Origin of the sequence: Albimonas pacifica, assembly GCF_900113695.1 — a bacterium.
In the GTDB taxonomy this organism is placed as follows: Bacteria; Pseudomonadota; Alphaproteobacteria; order Rhodobacterales; family Rhodobacteraceae; genus Albimonas; species Albimonas pacifica.
This window is the reverse complement of sequence record NZ_FOQH01000013.1, coordinates 96,243-118,570: the sequence shown is the minus strand read 5'-3', so window position 1 is coordinate 118,570 and position 22,328 is coordinate 96,243. Positions and strand designations below refer to the sequence as shown.

17 protein-coding genes are annotated in these 22,328 nt (G+C 72.4%); 10 read left to right on the top strand and 7 right to left on the bottom strand.

All coding sequences use genetic code 11. The annotated features are described in order from the left end of the window. Positions 1-614 precede the first annotated feature (614 nt). The 3 genes from BM064_RS23710 to BM064_RS23700 all read right to left on the bottom strand — a co-directional run bounded on the left by BM064_RS23710 (position 615) and on the right by BM064_RS23700 (position 3,048). Entirely contained in the window at positions 615-1,094 is a 480-nt protein-coding gene (locus BM064_RS23710; protein ID WP_092865003.1) for a PaaI family thioesterase, read from the bottom strand. Between the two features lie 119 nt (positions 1,095-1,213). After that, on the bottom strand, positions 1,214-1,912 hold the full coding sequence (locus tag BM064_RS23705) for a LytR/AlgR family response regulator transcription factor (RefSeq protein WP_092865001.1): 699 nt from the start codon (positions 1,910-1,912) through the stop codon (positions 1,214-1,216). Beyond that, on the bottom strand, positions 1,909-3,048 hold the full coding sequence (locus tag BM064_RS23700) for a sensor histidine kinase (protein ID WP_092864998.1): 1,140 nt from the start codon (positions 3,046-3,048) through the stop codon (positions 1,909-1,911). The genes BM064_RS23705 and BM064_RS23700 overlap by 4 nt, the downstream gene beginning before the upstream one ends. Before the next feature lie 266 nt (positions 3,049-3,314). Here BM064_RS23700 and BM064_RS23695 point away from each other — a divergent pair, with 266 nt between their 5' ends. After that, positions 3,315-7,403 (top strand): Calx-beta domain-containing protein, encoded by a 4,089-nt coding sequence (locus tag BM064_RS23695; RefSeq protein WP_092864995.1) that lies wholly within the window; start codon positions 3,315-3,317, stop codon positions 7,401-7,403. A gap of 208 nt (positions 7,404-7,611) precedes the next feature. On the opposite strand, the gene BM064_RS23690 is transcribed toward BM064_RS23695, so the two are convergent. The 4 genes from BM064_RS23690 to BM064_RS23675 form a co-directional block, all read right to left on the bottom strand. Beyond that, the gene (locus BM064_RS23690; protein ID WP_092864992.1) at positions 7,612-8,697 is read right to left on the bottom strand and encodes an ABC transporter ATP-binding protein; all 1,086 of its coding nucleotides are present in this window, start codon (positions 8,695-8,697) and stop codon (positions 7,612-7,614) included. Between the two features lie 3 nt (positions 8,698-8,700). Beyond that, the gene (locus tag BM064_RS23685; RefSeq protein WP_092864989.1) at positions 8,701-9,591 is read right to left on the bottom strand and encodes a carbohydrate ABC transporter permease; all 891 of its coding nucleotides are present in this window, start codon (positions 9,589-9,591) and stop codon (positions 8,701-8,703) included. Further along, on the bottom strand, positions 9,588-10,457 hold the full coding sequence (locus BM064_RS23680) for a carbohydrate ABC transporter permease (protein WP_092864986.1): 870 nt from the start codon (positions 10,455-10,457) through the stop codon (positions 9,588-9,590). The genes BM064_RS23685 and BM064_RS23680 overlap by 4 nt, the downstream gene beginning before the upstream one ends. 126 nt (positions 10,458-10,583) lie before the next feature. After that, positions 10,584-11,807 carry an ABC transporter substrate-binding protein gene (locus BM064_RS23675; RefSeq protein WP_092865041.1) on the bottom strand — a complete coding sequence of 408 codons (1,224 nt, stop codon included), beginning with the start codon at positions 11,805-11,807 and terminating at the stop codon, positions 10,584-10,586. 262 nt (positions 11,808-12,069) lie between these two features. Here BM064_RS23675 and BM064_RS23670 point away from each other — a divergent pair, with 262 nt between their 5' ends. The 9 genes from BM064_RS23670 to BM064_RS23630 all read left to right on the top strand — a co-directional run bounded on the left by BM064_RS23670 (position 12,070) and on the right by BM064_RS23630 (position 22,019). After that, positions 12,070-12,834, top strand: a complete 765-nt coding sequence (locus BM064_RS23670) for a response regulator transcription factor (RefSeq protein WP_092864983.1) — start codon at positions 12,070-12,072, stop codon at positions 12,832-12,834. 224 nt (positions 12,835-13,058) lie between these two features. After that, positions 13,059-14,429 carry a sensor histidine kinase gene (locus BM064_RS23665; protein WP_245779268.1) on the top strand — a complete coding sequence of 457 codons (1,371 nt, stop codon included), beginning with the start codon at positions 13,059-13,061 and terminating at the stop codon, positions 14,427-14,429. Between the two features lie 568 nt (positions 14,430-14,997). Continuing rightward, complete coding sequence (locus BM064_RS23660; RefSeq protein WP_092864980.1) at positions 14,998-15,771, top strand: crotonase/enoyl-CoA hydratase family protein; 774 nt, start codon at positions 14,998-15,000, stop codon at positions 15,769-15,771. Positions 15,772-15,829: 58 nt separating this feature from the next. After that, positions 15,830-16,873: a TRAP transporter substrate-binding protein gene (locus BM064_RS23655; protein ID WP_177236384.1), complete on the top strand. Its 1,044-nt coding sequence runs from the start codon at positions 15,830-15,832 to the stop codon at positions 16,871-16,873. Then, positions 16,873-17,442, top strand: coding sequence for a TRAP transporter small permease (locus tag BM064_RS23650; protein ID WP_092864977.1), 570 nt, complete (start codon positions 16,873-16,875; stop codon positions 17,440-17,442). Before BM064_RS23655 ends, BM064_RS23650 begins: the two co-directional genes overlap by 1 nt. Then, on the top strand, positions 17,439-18,761 hold the full coding sequence (locus BM064_RS23645; protein ID WP_245779267.1) for a TRAP transporter large permease: 1,323 nt from the start codon (positions 17,439-17,441) through the stop codon (positions 18,759-18,761). The genes BM064_RS23650 and BM064_RS23645 overlap by 4 nt, the downstream gene beginning before the upstream one ends. A gap of 11 nt (positions 18,762-18,772) precedes the next feature. Continuing rightward, positions 18,773-19,237: a MarR family winged helix-turn-helix transcriptional regulator gene (locus BM064_RS23640; RefSeq protein WP_092864974.1), complete on the top strand. Its 465-nt coding sequence runs from the start codon at positions 18,773-18,775 to the stop codon at positions 19,235-19,237. A 68-nt stretch (positions 19,238-19,305) separates the two neighbouring features. Beyond that, positions 19,306-21,132 carry a feruloyl-CoA synthase gene (locus tag BM064_RS23635; protein WP_092864971.1) on the top strand — a complete coding sequence of 609 codons (1,827 nt, stop codon included), beginning with the start codon at positions 19,306-19,308 and terminating at the stop codon, positions 21,130-21,132. Positions 21,133-21,143: 11 nt separating this feature from the next. Beyond that, positions 21,144-22,019: an amidohydrolase family protein gene (locus BM064_RS23630; RefSeq protein WP_092864968.1), complete on the top strand. Its 876-nt coding sequence runs from the start codon at positions 21,144-21,146 to the stop codon at positions 22,017-22,019. Positions 22,020-22,328: the final 309 nt, after the last annotated feature.

Here is a 22,328-nt window from a genome sequence, read left to right as displayed (position 1 = left end):
CAGCGTTCGTTCTGAGCCAGGATCAAACTCTCAGGTTGAAACCGAGCCGAAGCTCAGTCCATCTGACGTCTTGGACCTGCATGTCATTACTTACTGGCGACCAATCCCCAACGCCGAAGCGTCGAAGTTGGCCACGTAGTACCTGCTTCATCGTCCACCAGGAGCGTACCCCCGGCTTCCTCAGCAGGCGACATGCAGACCTCAAACCGTCAGGAATATCCCAACAACCCGAACCGTCCGCACGTCCCTTCCAGAACCCGCAATGTCAAAGAGCCCGGCGACAACCCATCCCCTCGTTCCTTTCGGAACGTCCAGGACGCTCGCGGCTGCCGCTGAACCGTCCGAGGAGCGCTGCCCCTCGTCGGTGAGCGGGTATCTAGGGGGAATCGCGGGGGGGTGCAACCGCTTTCTCGCGGCTTGTGCGAAGTTTTCGTGTCGGACGTCGCGGCGCCCCGGCGGGAGCGCGGGGTTGCCGCAACTGCGCAAGGATGGACGCGGATGCAGCAGCGCCGGGTCCGACGCCGGGGCGTCGCTTTCGACCCTCCCGAAGGGCCCGGTCCGGGGCCGAGGAGGCTCCGAATCCGGCGACTCGCCCGACTCGGGCGAGTCGCGCCTCAGGCCCCCCGCCCCTTCGCCGCCTCCAGCGCGGCGCGCGAGCCGGCCTCGGCCTTGGCGCGCGAGATCAGGCGCACGGTCGAGGTGCCCTTGGCCAGCAGCAGGCCGGCCTTGTCGCGCAGCGTCCCCTCCGCGAAGCAGGTGGAGCGGCCGGCCCGCTCGACCCAGCCCTCGGCGATCACCAGGCCCGGGCGGGTGGGCGCGAAGAAGCTGATCTTGATCTCCAGCGAGATCGGCGTCTGCTCGACCCCCACCAGGCTCATCAGCGCCATCGCCATCGACTGGTCGATCCAGCCGGTCACGAAGCCCCCCTGCACGATCCCGCCCGAGTGGCACATGTGCTCGCCCGCCATGTACTCGATCACCGCGCGGCCGCCCTCGAAATGGGTGCGGCGCTGCAGGCCCATGGTCTCGAACAGGCTGCCGGGGGTCGCGCGCAGCTCGGCGTCGTGGATCGTGGGGGCGTCGGTAGCGGTCATGGGCGGCCTTTCGCAGGGCGGGGCGCCGCGACGGGCCCCCCGCGTGGTCGGTCGCGGCCAGTTGGAGCCTATCCGCGGGCGCGGGGCAAGCCTCCTTGCCGACCGGCAGGCAGGATCTCTCAGCCCCTGCGGCAGGCGAGCGCCGCGCGCAGCCGCCCGGCGGCGGCGCGGCCCAGCGCCAGCGGCTCGGCCAGACCGTCGAGCGTCGCCAGCGTCAGGTTGCGGTCGCGCGAGACCAGCCGGCGCACCCGCTCGACGTTGACCATGGTCGAGCGGCCCAGCCGCACGAACGGGGGCGCGGGCAGCGTCGCCTCGAAATGGCTCATCGTGCGCAGGATCAGCAGCGAGGGCTCGCCCGCGAGATGCACGCGGGTGAAGTCGCCCTCCGCGGTCAGGGCGGCGATCGAGGCGGGGGGGACCAGCAGCGTGCGCCCCGGCGTGGCGAGCTCCACCGGCTCGCCCGAGGCGTCGGGCGTCGGGCGCAGGCGGCGCAGCGCCTCGGCCAGCCGGCCGGGATCGACGGGCTTGAGGAGATAGTCGGCCGCCTGCACCGCGAAGGCGTCGACCGCACGCTCGGCATGGGCGGTGACGAAGACCACCCGCGGGGCGGGATCGAGCCGGGCCAGCAGGTCGAAGCCGTCGCCCTCGTCGAGCTCCACGTCGAGGAAGGCGGCGTCGGGGCGGTGGGCCTCGATCGCGCGCACCCCGGCGTCGAGATCGCCCGCGGTCGCCACGATCTCCACGTCCGGCGCGGCGGCGAGCAGGCGCGAGAGCGCGCGGATCGCCAGCGGCTCGTCGTCGACGATCACCACCCTCATTCGGGCGCCCCCTCCAGCCGGAGGGAGACGCGCACCTCCTCCCCGTCCTGCTCCAGCGCCAGCGCGTGGCGGCCGGGATAGTGCAGGGCGAGGCGCCGGCGCACGTTGTCGAGCCCGATGCCCGAGCGGGTGCCCGCCGGGGCCGCGTCCGCCAGCCGCCCGGGGTTGCGGATCACGATCTCCAGGTCCTCCTCCGCCCCGCAGGCGCGGATCGCCACCGACAGCGAGCGCCGCCCCCCGCGCCGCCCGTGCTCGACCGCGTTCTCGACCAGCGGCTGCAGCAGGAAGGAGGCGATGCCCCGCCCCAGCGCCGCCGCGTCCACCGAGAGCGAGGCCTCGAACCGCTCCCCGAAGCGGGAGCGCTGGACGGCGAGATAGGCCTCGAGCGCGTCCACCTCCTCGTCGAGCGGGGCGACCAGGCGGTCCATGCCCGCCAGCGAACGGCGCAGGAAGATCGACAGGTCCTCGATCATCGCATGGGCCGCGGCGGGGTCGACGCGCAGCTCCTCCGCCGCGCCGTTGAGCGCGTTGATCAGGAAGTGGGGGTCGAGCTGCAGGCGCAGGCGCTGCAGCTCGGCCTCGCGCGCCTCGGCCTCGGCCTGGGCGGCGCGGCGACGCTCGGCGCGGCGGGCGCGCTCGGCCGTGGTCCAGAAGCAGGCGAGGCCCCAGCACAGGTAGGCCAGGAAGTAATAGAGCGCGACGGAGAGGAACGGCGGCAGGATCAGGCCCTGCAAGGGCGCGATGCGCAGGGGCGGGCGCAGGATCTCGGCCCCCAGCGCCATCAGCACGCCCCCCGCCGCCCCCAGCCCCAGGATCCAGCCCAGCGAGCGCAGGGTCAGCCGGCCCTCGAAGCCCAGCCGCCGGTAGATCGCCGACAGCCCATAGGCGAACGCGATCACGAACGGGTCGAGCGCCAGCGTCAGCGCGACCGCCGACCACAGGTCCTGGTAGATGAACAGGCGGACGATGATCTCGAACACGACGAAGGCCGCCCAGGCCGCCGAGCGGAAGCGCAGCGCCGAGACCGGACCGCCCAGCAGCCCCCCGAACAGGAGCGCGGCGGGCTCGACGGAGGGCGGGCCCGGGGCCGCGGGGCCGGGCGGCGGCGCTGAACTCGGGGCGAGGGCGATCGTCACGGTCTCCGCAGCGGTGGAAATGGCCCGGGGTGGGGGAGTCGCCCGTCCTCGATACAGGCGCCGCGACGGCCGGACAAGCGGCCGGGCCCGCCGCCCGGCAGGCTCGCCGCCGCCGCGTTGACCGAGGATTCCGCCCGGTTCGCCGATCCCTCCCGCTCCCCCTCTGGATCGGCGCGTGCAGGCTGGTAGCACAGCCCTGCGCCGCCCGAGGGGGGAGGGCGTGGCGCAGAGCGGCCCTGACACGAGGCCGCGGCGGGGAGGAGCGGATGGCCGGCACGGTTTTCCAGGTGGTTCAGGGCGGGGGCGACGTGATCGGCTTCGATCCGTCGCGCGACAAGCTCGATCTCGGCGACGTCTCCGTCCACAACTTCATCGTGGTCGACACGCCCGCGGGCGCGGGCTTCATGGATCCCTGGTCGGGCGAGACCACGGTGATCCAGGGCGTCTCGCTGGGCCAGCTGACGGTCGACAGCTTCCTGCCGGTGATCAACGACCACCTGCGCCAGTGCCTCGCCGGCGCCCTGGCCTGGGCGCACGGGATCGAGCCGGCGGCGAACACGATCTACGCCCGCTCCCACGAGCCGGGGCGCATCGACCGGGTCGCCTTCGACCCCGAGACCGACGTGGTGGACTTCCGCCACTACGGCACGCGCGAGCAGATCTCGATGACCGACGGGGCCGAGGGGGCGGTGATCTCCAACGCCGGGACCGGGCAGACGCTGATCCTGCTGGGCGTCTCGGTCGACCAGCTCTCGGTTTCGAACTTCCTGTTCTATTCGGCCCAGGTGCGCGAGGACCGGGTGCACCTGCAGCTCGGCTTCGGCCCCGTGCCGGACGACCGGATCCTCGACCAGGGGATGCCGGTCCCGGGCACGACCGCCTGGCCGACCGAGGCGGGGCCGGGGGCGCCGCCCTCGGGCGTCGCGGGGGAGGTCTTCGTCCTCGACTGGGACTGGGGGGCGCATGTCGCGCTCGACTTCGACCCCGCCGTCGACCGGCTCGACTTCGGCTGGCTGCGCGGGGACCAGTTCACCCTCGCCGAGGTCGGCGGCTCGGTGGTGATCGCCATCGACGGCAACGACCAGAGCTACACCCTCGCCGGCGTTCCGCTGGGCGCGATGGATATGGGGGCGATCGTCGCCCGCGATCCCTCCGCCCGGGCGGAGTGGCAGGCGGCGTTGGAGGGGGCCGCCCCTGCGCCGCGGCTCTCGGCGGGCGACGCGCAGGCGGGCGAAGCGGCGGGGGTGGTCGAGTTCACCGTGTCCCTCTCCGCTCCCGCTTCGGGTCCGGCGACGGTCGACTGGGCGACCGTCGCCGGAACCGCGCGGGCGGGCGAGGACTACGTCCCCGCCGTCGGGACCCTGACCTTCGCGCCCGGAGAGACGGCGAAGACGGTCTCGGTCGCGCTCGCCGACGACGCCCTGCACGAGGCGGACGAGACCTTCGGCCTGCGCCTGACCTCGCCCTCCGGCGCGACGCTGGCGCGGGCCGAGGCGACGGCCACGATCCTCGACGACGACCCGGCGCCCGCGGGCCCGCCGCGGATCACGCTCGCCGACGTCTCGGGGGCCGAGGGCGACGCGGGCGAGACCCACATGCTGATCGAGGTCTCCCTCTCCAGGGCCTCGACCTCGCCGGTCACGGTGGCCTGGACCACCGCCGACGGCACGGCGACGGCCGGCGAGGATTATCACGCCGCCTCCGGCGTGCTGACCTTCGCCCCCGGAGAGACGGCGAAGACCCTCCACGTCCACGCCATGGGCGACACGACGGCGGAGGACGACGAGACGCTGTTCGTGCGCCTCTCGGACGCGACCGGCGCCGAGATCGCCGACGCCGAGGCCCGGGTCACGCTGCGCAACGACGACGCCGAGGGACCCGCGCCGCTGCCGGAGCTCACGATCTCCAACCGCCGCCTCGAGGAAGGCGACGACGGCTGGAGCGTGGCGCGGCTGAAGGTGCGCCTGTCCGAGGCCTCGGACGCTCCCGTAACGGTCGACTGGTCCACCGTCGACCGCACGGCGCAGGCCGGCGCGGACTATCGCGCGGCCTCCGGCACGCTGAGCTTCGCCCCCGGCGAGACGGTGCAGACGATCCGCATCCGCGTCTTCGGCGACGAGACCCCCGAGGACGACGAGCGCTTCCTCGTCCGCCTCTCCAACCCCGAGGGCGCGACGCTCGCCGACCGCAGGGGCGTTGTGCGCATCCTCGACGACGACGCGGCCCCGCCGCCGCCGCCTCCGCCGCCCGCGGGGGGCGAGGTCGATTACGCCGTGCGCAACGCCTGGTCGGGCGGCTTCGTCGCCGAGATGACCGTGGGGGCCGGCGCCTCCGCGCTCGACGGCTGGAGCGTCTCCTTCGAGGCGGAGTTCGAGATCGTCAACATCTGGAACGCCCGGATCGTGAGCCACGAGGCAAGCGCCGGGGGCGTCCGCTACGTGCTGGCGAACCTGGACTACAACGCCGGGGTCCCCGCCGGGGGAACCACCGGCTTCGGCTTCCAGGCCGAGGGCGGCGACAGCGCCGTCTCCGGCCTGGCCCTGGACGGCGCGGACCCCCCCGTCGCGTCGCCGGCGATCTCGGTCGCCGGGGCTGAAGTGGTCGAGGGCGGGTTTCTCGAGTTCGAGATCTCGCTCTCGGCCGCTTCGGTCGAAACCATCGAAGTCGACTGGGCCGCGCAGGACGGCACGGCCCGGGCCGGCGAGGACTACGCCGCCGTCTCCGGCAGGCTGGTCTTCGCGCCGGGCGAGACGGTGAAGACGGTGCGCGTCGCCACGCTGGACGACGCGGTCTTCGAGGGGACGGAACATTTCGCCATCGCCCTGTCGTCGCCGAAGGGCGCGACCCTGGGCGCATCCCGGGCCCAGGGCGCGATCGTCGACGACGACCCCGCGCCGGTCCCCGGGCTCGGCATCGGCGACGCCCGGGCGGCCGAAGGCGACGAAGGCGGGGCGTCGCCGGGCTGGTTCTCCACCTCCGGAAACCAGGTCGTCGATGCCGAGGGAAACCCGGTGCGCATCGCCGGCGTGAACTGGTTCGGCTTCGAGAGCGACACCTTCGCGCCCCATGGCCTCTGGACCCGCGGCTACGCCTCGATGATGGACCAGATGAAGGCGGAGGGGTTCAACACCATCCGCCTGCCCTTCTCCTCCGAGATGCTGCACACCTCCGCCGCGCCCAACGGCATCGATTTTTCGCAGAACCCCGACCTCGCGGGGCTGACGCCGCTCGAGATCCTCGACGTCATCGTGGATTACGCGGGCCAGATCGGGATGCGGATCATCCTCGACCACCACCGCTCGACCGCCGGGGCCGGCACGTCCGGCAACGGTCTGTGGTACGGCGAGGGCGGCTTCACCGAGGCGGGGTGGATCGAGGACTGGCGGATGCTCGCCGCCCGCTACGCCGACGACCCCACCGTGATCGGCGCCGACCTGCACAACGAGCCTCATGCGGGGACCTGGGGGGGCGGCGGCGCCTCCGACTGGGCCCGCGCGGCCGAGGCCGCCGGCGACGCCATCGGCGAGGTCAATCCCAATTGGCTGATCCTGGTCGAGGGCGTCGGCGCCTACCAGGGCGACAGCTACTGGTGGGGCGGCGCCCTGCAGGGCGTTCGCGACCGGCCCATCGAGCTGGCCGTGGCCGACAAGCTGGTCTATTCGCCCCACGACTACGGCAATTCCGTCCACGCCCAGCCGTGGTTCCAGTCCCCCGACTTCGCCGAGGACCTGCCGGAGATCTTCCGCGAGGCCTGGGGCTTCATCTTCGAGGACGAGATCGCCCCGGTGATGCTGGGCGAATTCGGCACACGCCTTCAGGACCCCAAGGACGAACCCTGGCTCGCCGCCCTGACCGCCTACCTGCAGGGCGACTTCGACGGCGACGGCGCCTCCGAACTGGCCCCGGGCCAGGAGGGGATCGGCTGGACGTACTGGTCCTGGAACCCCAACTCCGGCGACACCGGCGGGGTGCTCGCCGACGACTGGCGCACGGTGATCGAGGCCAAGATGGCCTACCTCGAGCCGATGCAGTTCGATCTCGACGAAGGCGGGACCGCCTGGATGGTCTTCGAGGTCTCGCTGACCGCCCCCGCGGTGCAGGAGATCACGGTCGACTGGACCGCCGCCCCCGGGACCGCCGGGGAGGACGACTTCGAGGCCGCCTCCGGCACGCTGCGCTTCGCCCCCGGCGAGCAGACCCGCGAGATCCACGTGGCCCTGACCGGCGACGAGATCCCGGAGGCCGACGAGACTTTTGCGGTCCTCCTCTCCAACCCCCAGGGCGCGGAGCTGCTGGACGCCGAGGGCCTCGGCCTGATCCTGAACGACGACGCGGCCGGCCTGCTGCTGGCCTGATCGGCCCGGCGGCGCCCTGCGGTCTTCGGAGCCCGGTCCGCCCCCCGGGCGCCCCGGACCTGATCCGGGGCCTCTGCCCCACGCCGGCCGCAAGCGCCGGCCTGCCCGATGCGAGCGCCCGCCCCCCGCGCAGGTCGCGCCGGCCGCGAGGGTCGGAGAGGCCCCGGATCAAGTCCGGGGCGCGCCTGGCGGCGGGCGCGGCGCGCGGTCAGTTCAGCCGGGCGCCGGTCTGCGGCTCGAAGAAGCTGGCCTTGCCGAGGTCGAAGGCCACGTCGAGCGGCTGGCCGGCGCGGGCCTGGGTCTCGGCCGAAAGCCGCGCGGTGACCGCCGCGCCGCCGAGGCGGGAGACGACGTAGGTGTCGGCGCCCGCGGGCTCGACCACCTCGACCTTGCAGCGGGCGGGGACCACGTGGGCGCCGCTGCGGGCGCCCGGCTCGACGATGTCCTCGGGGCGCAGGCCGAGCACCACGTCGCGCGGCAGGCTCGCGCCCCCCGGCAGGTCGATCAGGATCGGCTCGTCGCCCTCGCGCGCGATCGCCACCTGCCCGTTCTCGACGGTGGCGGGGATCAGGTTCATGGCGGGCGAGCCCATGAAGTCGGCCACGAACATGTTGGCGGGGCGGTTGTAGATCTCCGACGGCGCGCCGATCTGCTGGATCACGCCGCCCTTCATCACCACGATCTTGGTCGCCAGCGTCATCGCCTCGATCTGGTCGTGGGTCACGTAGACCATCGAGGCGCCGAGGTCCTGGTGCAGGCGCTTGATCTCGGTGCGCATCTCGACGCGCAGCTTCGCATCCAGGTTCGACAGCGGCTCGTCGAACAGGAACAGCTTCGGCTCCCGCACCAGCGCCCGGCCCATCGCCACGCGCTGCCTCTGCCCGCCGGAGAGCTGGCCGGGCTTGCGGTCGAGCAACTGCGAGATCTGGAGCTGGCGGGCCACCTCCTCCAGCTTGCGCTTCTGGGTGGCGCTGTCGACGCCCCTCACCTTCATGCCGAAGGTGATGTTCTTCGCGACCGTCATCGTCGGGTACAAAGCATAGCTCTGGAACACCATCGCGATGTCGCGGTCCTTGGGCGGGGCCTTGGTCATCTCCCGACCGCCGATGGCGACCGAGCCGCCGGTGATCGGCTCCAGCCCCGCGATGCAGTTGAGCAACGTGGACTTGCCGCAGCCGGACGGGCCCACGAGCACCAGGAAGTCGCCCTCCTCGATCTCGATGTTCACGTCGTGGAGGATCACCGTCTCGCCATAGGCCTTGCGGAGGTTCCGGATCGTCAGCACGGGCGCCATGGGTCAGCCTTTCACCGAGCCCGCGGTCAGGCCGCGGATGAAGTACTTGCCGGCGACGACGTAGACGAGAAGGGTCGGCAGGGCGGCGATGATCGCGGCCGCCATGTCGACGTTGTATTCCTTCACGCCGGTCGTCGAGTTGACGATGTTGTTCAGCGCCACCGTCACCGGCTGCGAGCCGGCCGAGGAGAACGAGACGCCGAACAGGAAGTCGTTCCAGATCTGGGTGAACTGCCAGATGATCGAGACCACGACGATCGGCACCGACAGCGGCAGGAAGATCGAGACGAAGATCCGCAGGAACCCCGCCCCGTCCACCTTGGCGGCCTTCAGCAGGTCCGCGGGGATGGTGACGTAGAAGTTGCGGAAGAAGAGCGTCGTGAACCCGATCCCGTAGACCACGTGCACCAGCATCAGCCCCGGGATGGTCCCGGCCAGCCCCAGCAGCCCCAGCATCTTGGCCATCGGCAGCAGCACCACCTGGAAGGGGATGAAGCAGCCGAAGAGCAGCAGCGCGAAGATCGTGTCCGCGCCGCGGAACCGCCACTGCGCGATGACATAGCCGTTCAGCGCCCCGATCACGGTCGAGATCGCCACGGACGGCACCGCCAGCAGGATCGAGTTGAAGAAGTAGGGCCGCAGCCCCTCGCAGGTGATGCCCGAGCAGGCCTGCGACCAGGCCTTGGCCCAGGGCTCGAAGGTGATCTCGCGCGGCAGCGCGATCAGCGAGCCGGTGCGGATTTCCTCGAGGGTCTTCACCGAGGTGGTCAGCATCACGAAGAGCGGCGCGAGATACCACAGCGCGAAGAGGCCGAGGATCACGAACAGCCCCCAGCGCAGGGCGAAGCGGCCCCAGTCGGTGCGCTCGGGCGTGTAGCCGGACAGGTCGCTCATTTGCGCGTCCTCAGCTCGGAATAGAGGTAGGGGACCACCACCGCGAAGACGATCATCATCATGATCATCGCCGACGACGCCGCCTGCCCGAGGTCCCCGCGCGAGAACGCCATCGCATACATGTAGGTGGCGGGCAGATCGGTCGCGTAGCCCGGCCCGCCCCCGGTCAGGGCGATGACCAGGTCGAAGCTCTTGATGGCGAGGTGGGCCAGCACGATGAAGGCCGACAGGAAGATCGGGGCCATCGAGGGGATGATGATCGCGGTGTAGATCCGCGTGGTGGGGATGCCGTCGACCTGCGCGGCCTTGATGATCTCGGAGTCGACCGAGCGCAGCCCCGCGAGGAACAGCGCCATCACGAAGCCCGAGGCCTGCCAGACCCCCGCGATCACCACCGTGTAGATCGCCATGTCGGGATCCACGAGCCAGCCGAAGGTGAAGGTGTCAAAACCCCAACCCTTCACCATCGCCTCAATCCCTAATCCGGGGTTGAGGATCCACTTCCACGCCGTGCCGGTGACGATCATCGAGAGCGCCATCGGGTAGAGGTAGATGGTGCGCAGCGCCCCCTCGGCCCGGATCCGCTGGTCGAGCAGGATCGCGAGCAACAGGCCCAGAGCCATCGAGACGCCGATGAACAGGATCCCGAAGATCGCAAGGTTCTCGATCGCCACGTCCCAGCGCGGCGCGTTGAACAGGCGCTCGTACTGGCCGAAGCCGTCGATCTCGTATTTCGGCAGCAGCCGCGATTTCGTCAGGCTGACCCACGCGGTCCAGCCGATGAAGCCGTAGACGAACAGCAGCATCGCGGCGAAGGACGGCGCCAGCACCAGCTTCGGGGCCTGACGTTCCAGCCAGTCGAACATGGAGAGGTTCCCTCCCTCGCACGCGCGTCCCCCGGAGGGGCGGCCCCCTCCCCCGCGAGGAAGGGGGAAGGGGCCGTAGGCCGGCGCGGGGTGTGGCCCTGCGCCGGCGGTCTGCGGATCAGGCGATCACATCGAGTTGGCGACGGCGTCGGCGAGCATCTGCACCGCCTCGTCCGCGCTCATCTCCGAGTTGAAGTGGGCGGTGACCACGTCGGTGATCGCGCCCGCCTGCGCGCCGCGCAGCGCCATGCCGTGGGCGTAGGAGGGGAGCAGCGAGCCGCCCTCGGCGCTCTGCGCCATCTCCTGCGAGGAGGTCGCGGCGCAGCTGTCGAACTTCTCCAGCGACACGTCGGTGCGCGCGGGGATCGAGCCCTTGTTGAGGTTGAAGGTCTCCTGGAAGGTCGGGCCCATGATCAGCTCGGCCAGCAGCTTCTGGCCGGCGATCTTGTCGTCGCCCGAGACCTCGAACATCGCGAAGCTGTCGACGTTGTAGAGGAAGCCCGCGCCCGGCGCGGAGGCGCACAGGAAGTCCTCGCCCGGGGTCTTGCCCGCGGCCACGAACTCGCCCTTCGCCCAGTCGCCCATGATCTGGAAGCCGGCCTCGCCATTGATCACCATGGCGGTGGCGAGGTTCCACTCGCGGCCCGAGAAGTTGTCGTCGACGAAGCCGCGGAGCGTGCGCATCTGCTCGAAGACGGCCTTCATCTGGTCGGACTTCAACGCCTCGGGGTCGAGGTCCACCAGCGCGGAGCGGTAGAACTCCGGCCCGCCGAGGCTGAGCACCACGACCTCGAACAGCGTCGCGTCCTGCCAGGCCTGGCCGCCGTGGGCGAGCGGGACCACGCCCATGCCCTGCAGCTTCTCGGCGGCGGCGTTGAACTCGTCCCAGGTGGTCGGCATCTCGATGCCGGCGTCTTCGAGGACCTTGGCGTTGGCCCAGATCCAGTCCACGCGGTGCACGTTCACCGGGGCGGCGCACCAGGCGCCGTCGCATTTCATGTGCGCGGCGATGGCCTCCGGCAGCACGCCCGCCCAGCCCTGCGCCTCGGCCACGTCGGAGATGTCGGAGAGCACGCCCTCCTCATACCACTCCTGGATCGCGGGGCCCTTGAGCTGCACCGCGGTCGGGGCGTTGCCCGACAGCACGCGGGCGCGCAGCGCGGTCATCGCGGCGTCGCCGCCGCCGCCGGCGACAGGCATGTCGGTCCAGGTCCCGCCCCGCTCGGAGAACTCCTGCTGCAGGACGGCGACGGACTTGGCCTCGCCGCCCGAGGTCCACCAGTGCAGCACCTCCACCTGCGGCTCGGCCGCCGCGGCGCCCGCGATCAGGGCCCCCGCGACCAGGGACATGGCCGACGAGGCCGCCAGAACGTTCAGCTTGCGCATGTCATCCTCCCGTTTCCGCCGAAGGTCCCTCCCGAGGGCCGGCGGCTCCGGGCCGGACCTTCGCGGAAGCGGCGGCGCAGCATCAACGCCCGATCCGTGCTGCACCGCCGAAGGCGACGCGGATTTCCGACCGTTCCGTTACAATCCGTTACGCGGCAGACTATAGAGACGCCCCGAACCGACGCGCGGCAAGCCGCGGACGGGGCGACGGGAGGAGAGGGCCGCGATGACGATACCCCGGCTGCTGGTCGTGGACGACGACCCCGAGATGCGCGGGATGCTGACAGATTTCCTGCGCCGCAACGGTCTCGCCGCCGTCGAGGCCGCCACCGGCGCGCAGGCGCGCGAGGCCTTCGCCCGCCATCGCATCGACCTGATCCTGCTCGACGTGATGCTCGGCGACGAGAGCGGGCTCGAGATCTGCGCGCGCCTGCGCGCCGAGCATGATGTGCCGATCGTGATGCTGTCCGCGCTCTCGGCCGACCACCAGCGCATGGCGGGCTACGAGCAGGGGGCCGACGACTACGTGGCGAAGCCCTTCAACCCCGACCTGCTGCTCGCCCGGATCCGCGCCGTCCTGCGCCGCACCCGGCGGGCGGCCTCGCTCGCCTATCGCCGGGCCGAGGGGGTGCACCGCTTCGCCGGCTGGACCTACGACGCGCGCACCGGAACCGCGACCGGCCCCGACGGGGTCGAGGCCTCGCTCTCCCGGCGCGAGGCGGCGCTGCTGGCCTGCCTGCTGGCCAATCCCAACATTCCCCTGACCCGCGAGGAGATCGCCGAGGCGCTCCACGACCCGGACGCGGACCCCGCCCCGGCGGACGCCGACGGCGCCTCGCGGGCGGTGGACGTGCTGGTCGGGCGCCTGCGCTCGAAGATCGAGGAGAACCCGCGCGCCCCCGCCCTGATCCGCACCCAGCGCGGCGTCGGCTACGTGCTGACGGCGGAGGTCGAGACCGCCCCGCGCGCCGCCGCCGCCCCCGCCCCCTGACGCGCGCCATGACGCCCCGCGAGCCGCCTCCAGGCCCCGCCGCCCCGGCGGCGGCCCGTCCGCAGGGCGCCGCCGTCCCCGCCGGCGGTCCCGCGCCCGAGGCCGGCCGGCCGCCTGCCGGTCCCGACGCCGCAGAGGCGCCGCCCCCCGCCGCGCGCCCGCGGCGCGGCGGGGCGCGCTCCGGCCGCGGGCCCTGGCCGCTCCGCCTCCACGGCGTCGCGCTGGTGCTGCTGGCGCTGGCGGCCGGGGCCGCGGCCGCCTGGGCCTGGGCCTGGTCCGACGCCGCCTGGGACGCGCGCCTCGCCCGCGCCCGCACCGCCGGGGTGCAGCTCTACCACGCGCTCGACGCGGGCGGCACGCCGCCCGTCGGCCTCGCCCTCTCCGACCCCTTGCCCGACGGCGCGCCCGCCGCCGACCCCGCCCTGCCCTTCGCGACCGAGATCTCGTTCCTCTCCCTCGGCCCCGGCGCCATCGGCGGCGACCGGCTGCGGCTTCGGGTGCTGTCGGCCGAGCTCTCCTATCCCGTCTCCTCCATCGCGGGCGACGAGGCCGCGGGCGGTCCCGCCGCCGCGCTCGGCGCCTTCTCCGCCCTGCTGGCGCGCTGGTGCGCCGAGCCGCGGGTCTTCGCCCGCCTCGGCGACGGCCCCTGGCGGCGGGTGGAGGGCGAGGCGATCTGGGGCTGCGCCGACGCGCCCCCCGACCTGCGCGCCCCCGCGGCCCTGGGCCTGGTGCTGGCCGCCGCCCTGCTGCTGGGCCGCTGGTCCGCGATCTCGGCCGAGTTCCGCGCCGCCGCCGCCGCCCTGCGCACGCGGCGGGACGAGCACGCCCCGATCCACCCGCGCGGCCCCGCCGAGCTGCGCGAGGTGATCGCGGCCGTGAACCGTCGCCTCGCCGAGGAGCGCGAGCGGCTGGAGAAGCGCGCGCTGGTCCTCTCCGGCGTCAGCCACGACCTCGGGGCTCCCGCCACCCGCCTGCGCCTGCGCGCCGCCCTGATCGAGGACGCGGAACTGCGCGGCAAGCTCGAGCGCGACCTGGACGAGATGACGGGGATGCTGGACTCGGTCCTCGCCTTCACCCGCGCCGAGATGGGGGAGGAGGCGCGCCGCTCCCTCTCCCTCACCGCGCTGGTGGAGGCGGTGGTCGCCGACTACGCCGATCTCGGCCGCCCGGTGACCCTGGCCGCCCCGCCGCCCCGCCCCGGCGGCCCGGTCGGGACGCTGTTCCTCGCCGCCCGCGCCCCCGAGCCGCCGGGCGCCCGGGTGGTGATCGAGGCCCGCCCCCTCGCCCTGCGCCGGGCGCTGGGCAACCTGATCGACAACGCCCTGAAGTACGGCCGCCGCGCCGAGGTCTCGCTCGAGGCCGACGCCGCCGCGGCGCGGATCGCGGTGACCGACGAAGGCGGCCCGGCCGCCGACCCCGCGGCGATGGAGGCGCTGGTCGCGCCCTTCGCCCGCGGCCCCAACGCCGCCGCCGCCCGCGGCGCCGGCCTCGGCCTCTCGATCGCCGCCGCCATCGCCCGCCAGCACGGCGGCGCCCTGAGCTTCGAGACCGCCCCCGCCGGCCTCCGCGCCGTCCTCACCCTCCCCCGCGGCTGACCCCGCCCCCCCCGTGGCGCGCCGCCCGCCCCAGGCGCCCGTGGCCGCAAGCTCCCCGGCAGCGCCTGTTCTCCGGAGCCGTCCATCGCGGATGCCGTCAGAGCGACTCGCCCGCCCCGGTCAAGGATCGCGAAGCGACCGCGCTTGCGCGGCTTGTCCTTGACCGGGGCGGGCGAGTCGCTCAGGCGATCCAAGCGATGGACGGATCCGGAGAACAGGCGCGGGCGTCTTGTTCTTTGGTGAGTCAGGAGCCCGCCGGAGGCTCCTCCGTCGCCGATCCAGCCGCGCCATCGCGACCCAAGCGCCCCCGCCAAGCCCGCCCGCAGGGCGCCTCCGTCCCCGCTCCCTGCCCGCCATGGTGCGTTGCGGCGGAAATTGTTCATTGACAGAACAGTCCGGACGCCCCAGCGTCAGCGTCAACCGCCGCAGAGCGGACCCGCAGGGAGGACAGGATCCGCGGCTTGGCCCGTGCCGGTTTCGGCGCGTCCGTCCGCCGGCTCGCCCCCCCTCTGCCAGAACCACCCCAGCGCCGTCCGCGCCCCGTCCGCGCGCCGGCCAGAGAGGACGCATGACCGACCCGGCCCGGATGCTGACCGTCGAGATCGACGGCCCCGTCGCGACCCTGACCCTGAACCGCCCCGAGAAGCGCAACGCCATGTGCGATGCGCTGCTCGAGGAGATCGACGGGTTCTTCGGCGCCCCGCCGAAGGGGGTGCGCGCGGCGATCCTCGCCGGCGCCGGCGGCCATTTCTGCTCGGGCCTCGACCTCTCCGAGCATGTCTCGCGCGAGGCGGAGGAGGTGCTCGCCCACTCCCGCAACTGGCACCGGGTGATGGACCGGGTGCAGTTCTCGGGGCTGCCGGTGGTCTCGGCGCTGCAGGGGGCGGTGATCGGGGGCGGGCTCGAGCTCGCCTGCGCCACCCATGTCCGCGTGGCCGAGCCCGGCTGCATCTTCCAGCTGCCCGAGGGGATGCGCGGCATCTTCGTGGGCGGCGGCGCCACGGTGCGCGTGGGCCGGATCCTCGGCGCCGACCGGATGTGCGAGATGATGCTGACGGGGCGCAAGTACGCGACCGAGGAGGCCGCGGCGCTGGGCCTCGCCCACTACGCCGTGGGCCCGGGCGAGGCGCTGGCGAAGGCCCGCGAGCTCGCCCGCCAGGTCGCGAAGAACGCGAAGCTCTCGAACTACATGATGATCCAGGCCATCGCCCGCATCTCCGACATGTCGAAGCCCGACGGGCTCTTCGTCGAGAGCCTGTGCGCCGCGATCAGCCAGACCAGTCGAGACGCCGAGGAGGGGCTGAACGCCTTCCTCGAGAAACGGCCGCCCGCCTTCCGCTGACGGCCATCACCCGCCGACCGCCCGGCAGAGGCGGCGGCGCGACCAGGGAGAAGAGACCATGACCCGGATTACCCGCCGCGCCGCGCTGGCCGGCATCGGCGGCGCGCTAGCCGCCCCCGCCTTCGTGCGCCGCGCCCGCGCCGCCGAGGTCACGCTGCGCCTCAGCCACTTCCTGCCCCCCGTGGCCCCCATGCACACCAAGGTCTTCGAGCCCTGGGCCAAGCAGGTCATGGACGCCTCGTCGGGCGCCATCGAGGTGCAGATCTTCCCGGCGATGCAGCTCGGCGGCAAGCCGCCCCAGCTCGCCGACCAGGCCCGCCAGGGCGTCTGCGACATCGCCTGGACGCTCCCCGTCTACACCCCCGACCGCTTCCCGGTGGCCGAGACCATGTCGCTCCCCTTCATGGTCACCAACGCCGAGAAGGGCTCGGTCGCGCTGCACCAGTTGATGGAGGAATTCGGGAAGGACGAATACAAGGGCCTGAAGCCGCTCGCCTTCCACATGCATGACGGCGGCAAGCTGCACATGCGCGACACGCCCATCACCTCGGCCGCCGACTTCCAGGGCAAGCGCCTGCGCGCCCCCAACCAGGCCACCGGCGAGCTGCTGGCCGCGATGGGCGCGGAAACCGTGTTCTTCCCCGTGACCGAGATGGTGGTGGGCCTCTCGAACGGCGTCATCGACGGCTGCTGCCTGCCCTACGAGGTGGTGCCGCCCTTCAAGCTGCAGGAGCTGACCACGATCAGCTGCGAGCCGGCGGCGGGCGCCCGCGGCCTCTACGCCAACACCTTCGCGATCGTGATGAACCAGGGCGCCTACGACGGGCTGTCGGACGACCTGAAGAAGGTGATCGACGACCACACCGGGCCCGAGTGGTCCCGCGCCATCGGCAGGAATTTCGACGAGTTCGAAGCCTTCGGCCGCGGCATGGTCGAGAAGCAGGGCAACCGGATCGTCGAGATCCCGGCCGAGGAGATCGCCAGGTGGCGCCCGATGGCCGACCCGATCTACGCCAAGTGGACCGAGAAGCTGGACGCCGCCGGCCATGACGGCGCCGCCATCCTCGCGCGCGCCAACGCGCTGCTGGACGCGGGCGCCTGATGGCAGGGACCGGGACCCGGGAGGGCGGTCGCCCGCCCTCCCCCGGGGCGGGCGGCCCGTCGCCCGCCCTGCACCGCTGGCTGGAGCGGCTGTGCCTGGTCTTCGCCGGCGCCGGCGGGCTGACGATCTTCGCGGTGTCGATGGCCGTCACCGCCTCGGTGGTGATGCGCACCGTGGGCGTCGGCGGCATCCGCGGGGATTTCGAGATGGTGGAGCTCGCCTGCGCCTCCTGCGCGGCGCTGTTCCTGCCGCTGTGCCAGCTCAAGAAGGGTCACGTGATGGTGGACATCTTCACCTCCTGGGCGCCCGAGCGGAGCGTCCGGCGGATCGACGGCCTGTGGACCGTGCTCTTCGCCGCCGCCTGGGCGGCGCTGGCCTGGCGGATGTGGGACGGGATGCAGGTGATGCTCGACTACGGCGACCGCACCATGCTGCTGCGCTTCCCGGTGTGGTGGGTCTACGTGCCGGGCGTGGCGGGCATGGCGCTTTCGGCGGTGGTGGCGCTCGAGTCCGGTCTGCGCCAGCTCGCGGGCCTGCCCGAGCCGGGCGCGGGGAGCGCGCCGCTGTGAGCCCCTCGACGCTCGCCCTCGTGATGGTGATCGTGCTGCTGCTGGCGATCTTCGCCCGCGCGCCGATCGCGCTGGCGATGGGGATCGTGGGCGCGGGCGGCTACGTGCTGCTCGCCAGCCCCCAGGCGCTGCTGGCCTATCTCTCCACCGCCTGGACCGACAAGTTCATGAGCTACGAGCTCGCCATCGTGCCTCTGTTCATCCTGATGGGGCACCTGGCGACGCAGACGGGCATATCCGCGGCCTTGTTCGCGGCCTCCAACGCCTGGATCGGGCATTTCCGCGGCGGGCTCGCGATGGCCGCGGTGGCGGGCTGCGCGATGTTCGGCTCGATCTCGGGCAGCTCGCTCGCCACCGCATCGACCATGGCCAAGGTCGCCCTGCCCGAGATGCGGCGGCACGGGTATTCCGGGGCGCTTTCCGCGGGATCCCTCGCAGCAGGCGGCACGCTGGGCATCCTGATCCCGCCCTCGGTGGTGCTGATCATCTACGCCCTGCTGACCGAGCAGAACATCGTCAAGCTGTTCCTCGCCGCCACCATCCCCGGCACGCTGGCCGTGATCGGCTTCTGCCTCGCCATCGCCGTCTACACCCGCCTTCGGCCCGCCGAGGGGCCCACCCACGACGGCGCCGACATGGCGACGCGCCTGCGGGCGCTCGGCGGCATCTGGCATATCGTGGCGATCTTCGTCGTCGTGCTCGGCGGCATCTACGGAGGGGTCTTCACCCCGGCCGAGGGCGCCTCGGTCGGCGTCGCCATGACCCTGCTCGCGGGCTTCGCGAAGGGCGCCCTGACGCTGCGCGCGCTGCTCGACAGCCTGATCGAGACGGCGGCCTCGACCGCGATGATCTTCGCCATCGTCTTCGGCGCGGACCTGTTCAACGTGGCCCTCGCCCTGTCGCGGATGCCGACGGAGGTCGCGGCCTGGTTCGGCGAGGCCGGCATCGCCCCGATGACCGTCCTTCTCTGCATCGTGGCCTTCTACCTGGTGATGGGCTGCGTGATGGACAGCCTGTCGCTGATCCTGCTGACCGTGCCGGTGTTCTTCCCGACCGTGATGGCGCTCGACTTCGGCCTGAGCCCCGAGGAGCAGGCCCTGTGGTTCGGCATCATCACGCTGGTGGTGGTCGAGATGGGCATGATCACGCCGCCGGTGGGCATGAACCTGTTCGTGATCTCGGCCATGGCCCGCGACATCCCCACCGCCGCGATCTTCCGCGGGGTCTCCCCCTTCATCGCCGCCGAGTTCCTGCGCCTGTCGCTTCTGATCGCCTTCCCCGCGCTCAGCTTCTGGCTGGTGCAGGCGGTGGCCCGCTGAGGGAGGACGCCATGCCCGAGCCCAAGGCCGCCCCGGCCCCTGCGGAGGTCACCGACGAGCGGCTCCGCCAGTTCGCCGGCTACAACATGAAGCGCGTCTACATGAAGGTGCGCGCCGACATGACCGAGACGCTGGCCCCTGCCGGCCTGCGGGTCGCCACCTTCTCGGCGCTGGCGGTGATCCTGGAGAATCCGGACATCACCCAGACCCAGCTCGCCCAGGCCCTGAAGGTCGAGCGCTCGGGCGTGGTGGTGCTGGTGGACGAGCTGGAAAACGCCGACCTGATCGCCCGCAACCGGGTGAAGGGCGACCGGCGCAGCTACGCGCTGCGCGTGACCCTCAAGGGCCGCCGCGCCTGGGCCAGGGCCGAGGCGCTGGTGCATGCGCACGAGGCCCGCCTCTTCGCCGCCCTCAGCCCCGAGGAGCGCGAGCGCCTGCACGCGCTCCTGCGCCGGATCGACGGCGCCACCGACTGACCCCGCCCCTGGCGGACCCATGCAAGGCGGCGCCGGCGCCAAGACCGGCCCTCCGGGAGGACGAGACGATGGACATCACGGGCAAGGACCCCACCACCGGCCTGCGCCTGGTCCCCCCCTCCGCTGCGGTCGAGCGGCGGGGCGAGGCCCTGCGCATGACCACCGCCGCGCCCCTCGACCCGACGGTGGAGACCACCGCCGTCTGGCTGCATCGCTGGGCGCAGGAGACGCCGGGCCAGGTCTTTCTTTCCGAGCGCGCGGGCGAGGGTTGGCGGGACCTGACCTACGCCCAGGTCCTGTCGCAGGTCCGCGCCGTGGCCGCGTCGCTGGTCGCCCGTGGCCTCGGCCCCGACACGCCCATCGCGATCCTCTCGGGCAACGGCGTCGACCACGCGATCCTGTCCTATGCGGCGCAGTACGCCGGCGTCCCCACATCGCCTCTGGCCGAGCAATACTCCCTGATCGAGGAGGCCCAGCCCCGCCTCGACTACGCCATTCGGAAGCTGGCCCCGGCGATGGCCTTCGTCTCCGACGCCGCCCGCTACGCCTCGGCGCTGGCCCGGCCGGTCTTCGAAGGCGTCGAGATCGTCGCCGTGGCCCCCGAGGGCGCCCCGCGCCCCGTAACCCCCTTCGCCGAGCTGCTGGCCGGCGAGCCGGGCCCCGCGCTGGAGGCCGCCCACGCGCGCGTCGGCCCGGACACGGTCGCGAAGATCCTGTTCACCTCCGGCTCCAGCTCCGACCCCAAGGGGGTGCTCACCACCCAGCGGATGATGTGCGCGAACCAGGCGCAGATGCTCTCGGTGCTGCCGTTCCTGAAGGACCGGCCGCAGCGGATCGTGGACTGGCTGCCCTGGAACCATGTCTTCGGCGGCTCGCACAACATCAACATGATGCTGGCGCTGGGGGGGACGATGAGCATCGACCACGGCCGCCCCACCGCCGCCGACTTCGCGACCTCGGCCGCCAACATCCGCGCCCGCGGCGGCACCATCAGCTTCAACGTCCCCGTCGGCTTCTCGATGCTGGTGCAGGCGATGGAGGCGGACCGGGAGCTGCGCGAGGCCTATTTCCGCGACCTCGACCTGATCTTCTACGCCGGCGCCTCCCTGCCCCAGGCCGTGTGGACGCGGCTGGAGGAAATGGCGCTCGAGGTCCGCGGCCGCCTGCCCCTGATGATCACGTCGTGGGGGATGACCGAGACAGCCCCCGCCGCGATCATGCTCCATGAACCCATCGGCCGCTCCGGCGTCATCGGCGTGCCGCTGCCGGGGGTGGAGGCGAAGCTGATCCCCGACGCCGAGATGCGCTGCGAGCTGCGGGTGAAGGGCCCCAACGTGATGCCCGGCTACCACCGCGACCCCGAGCGCAGCGCGGCCGCCTTCGACGCGGAGGGCTTCCTGATCACCGGCGACGCCGTGCGCTTCGTGGACCCCGACGATCCCGCCCGCGGCCTGACCTTCGACGGCCGCGTCTCGGAGGACTTCAAGCTGACCACCGGCACCTGGGTGCAGGCCGGCCGGCTGCGGATGGAGGCGCTCGACGCCCTGCGCGGCCTCGTCCAGGACGTCGTCATCTGCGGTCACGACAGGGGCGAGATCGGCCTCATGATCTTCCCCCGCCCCGACCGCGCGCGCGGCGCCACCACCTCCGAGGGCGCGCTGATCGACGCGCATCTCCAGGCCGAGATCGAGGCGGTGCTGAACCGCCTGGCCGAGGCCGCCACCGGCTCGGCCCGCCGCGTGTCCCGCGCGCTGATCCTGGCCGAGCCGCCTTCGCTGAAGGACGGCGAGATCACCGACAAGGGCTCGCTGAACCCCCGCCGCATCCTGACCCGCCGCGCCGCCCTGCTGGAGCGGCTCTATGACAACGAAGACCCCGCCCTGATCCGGGTCTGAAGGAGCACGCAATGGTCGATTTCTCCAAGGTCCGCGCCATCGACTTCCACACCCATGCGGAAGAACCCTGCGGCTGCCACTCCGACGACGGCTACGACGACCTGCAGACCACGATGGCGAAATACTTCGGCGCGCCCTGGACCCACCCGCCGACGATCCCCCAGACCGCCGCCCACTACCGCGAGCACAACATCGCCGCGGTGATCTTCCCCGTGGATGCGGAGCGCGAGACCGGCTACCGCCGCTACCGCAACGAGGAGGTGGCGGAGCTGGCGGCCGAGCATTCCGACATCCTGATCCCCTTCGCCTCGATCGACCCGGCCAAGGGCAAGCTCGGCGCGCGCGAGGCCCGCAACCTGGTCGAGAACCACGGCGTGCAGGGCTTCAAGTTCCACCCCACCATGCAGGGGTTCTACCCCAACGACCGCATGGCCTACACGCTCTACGAGGCCATTGCGGAGACGGGAAAACCGGCGCTCTTCCACACCGGCCAGACCGGCGTCGGCTCGGGCATGAAGGGCGGCAACGGGATGCGGCTGAAGTACTCGAACCCGATGTACATCGACGACGTGGCGGTGGATTTCCCCGACATGCCGATCATCCTGGCCCACCCCAGCTTCCCCTGGCAGGAGGAGGCGCTCTCGGTCGCCCAGCACAAGCCCAACGTCTACATCGACCTCTCGGGCTGGAGCCCGAAATACTTCCCCCCGATCCTGGTGCGCTACGCCAACACGATGCTGAAGAAGAAGATGCTGTTCGGCTCCGACTGGCCGATGATCGCGCCCGAGAAGTGGCTGAACGCCTTCGACCAGGCCGACTTCCGCGACGAGGTCCGCCCCCTGATCCTCAAGGAGAACGCCCAGCGCCTCCTCTCCGCCGTCGCCTGACGCGCGGCCTCCCCCGCCGCAGGCGCCGCGTCTCCCGTCGCGCCTGCGGCCCGGGCGCCGCCCGCGGCGCGCCCGCCGTCGCGCCGGAGGCGCGCAGCGTCAGACGTCCCGGAGGCGCGCAGCGCCGGACGTCCCGCAGGCGCGCCCTGCCCACCGGGCCAGGCCGCGAAGCGGCCGAAGCGCCCCCGCCCGCCCCGCCGCGCCGCTCACGGCCTCCATCGCCACGCCCGCCCCGGGCCCGGCCGGCCCCACGCCCTCCCGGGAGCGCCTGTTCTCCGGAGCCGTCTCTCGCGGATGCCGAAAAGAGCG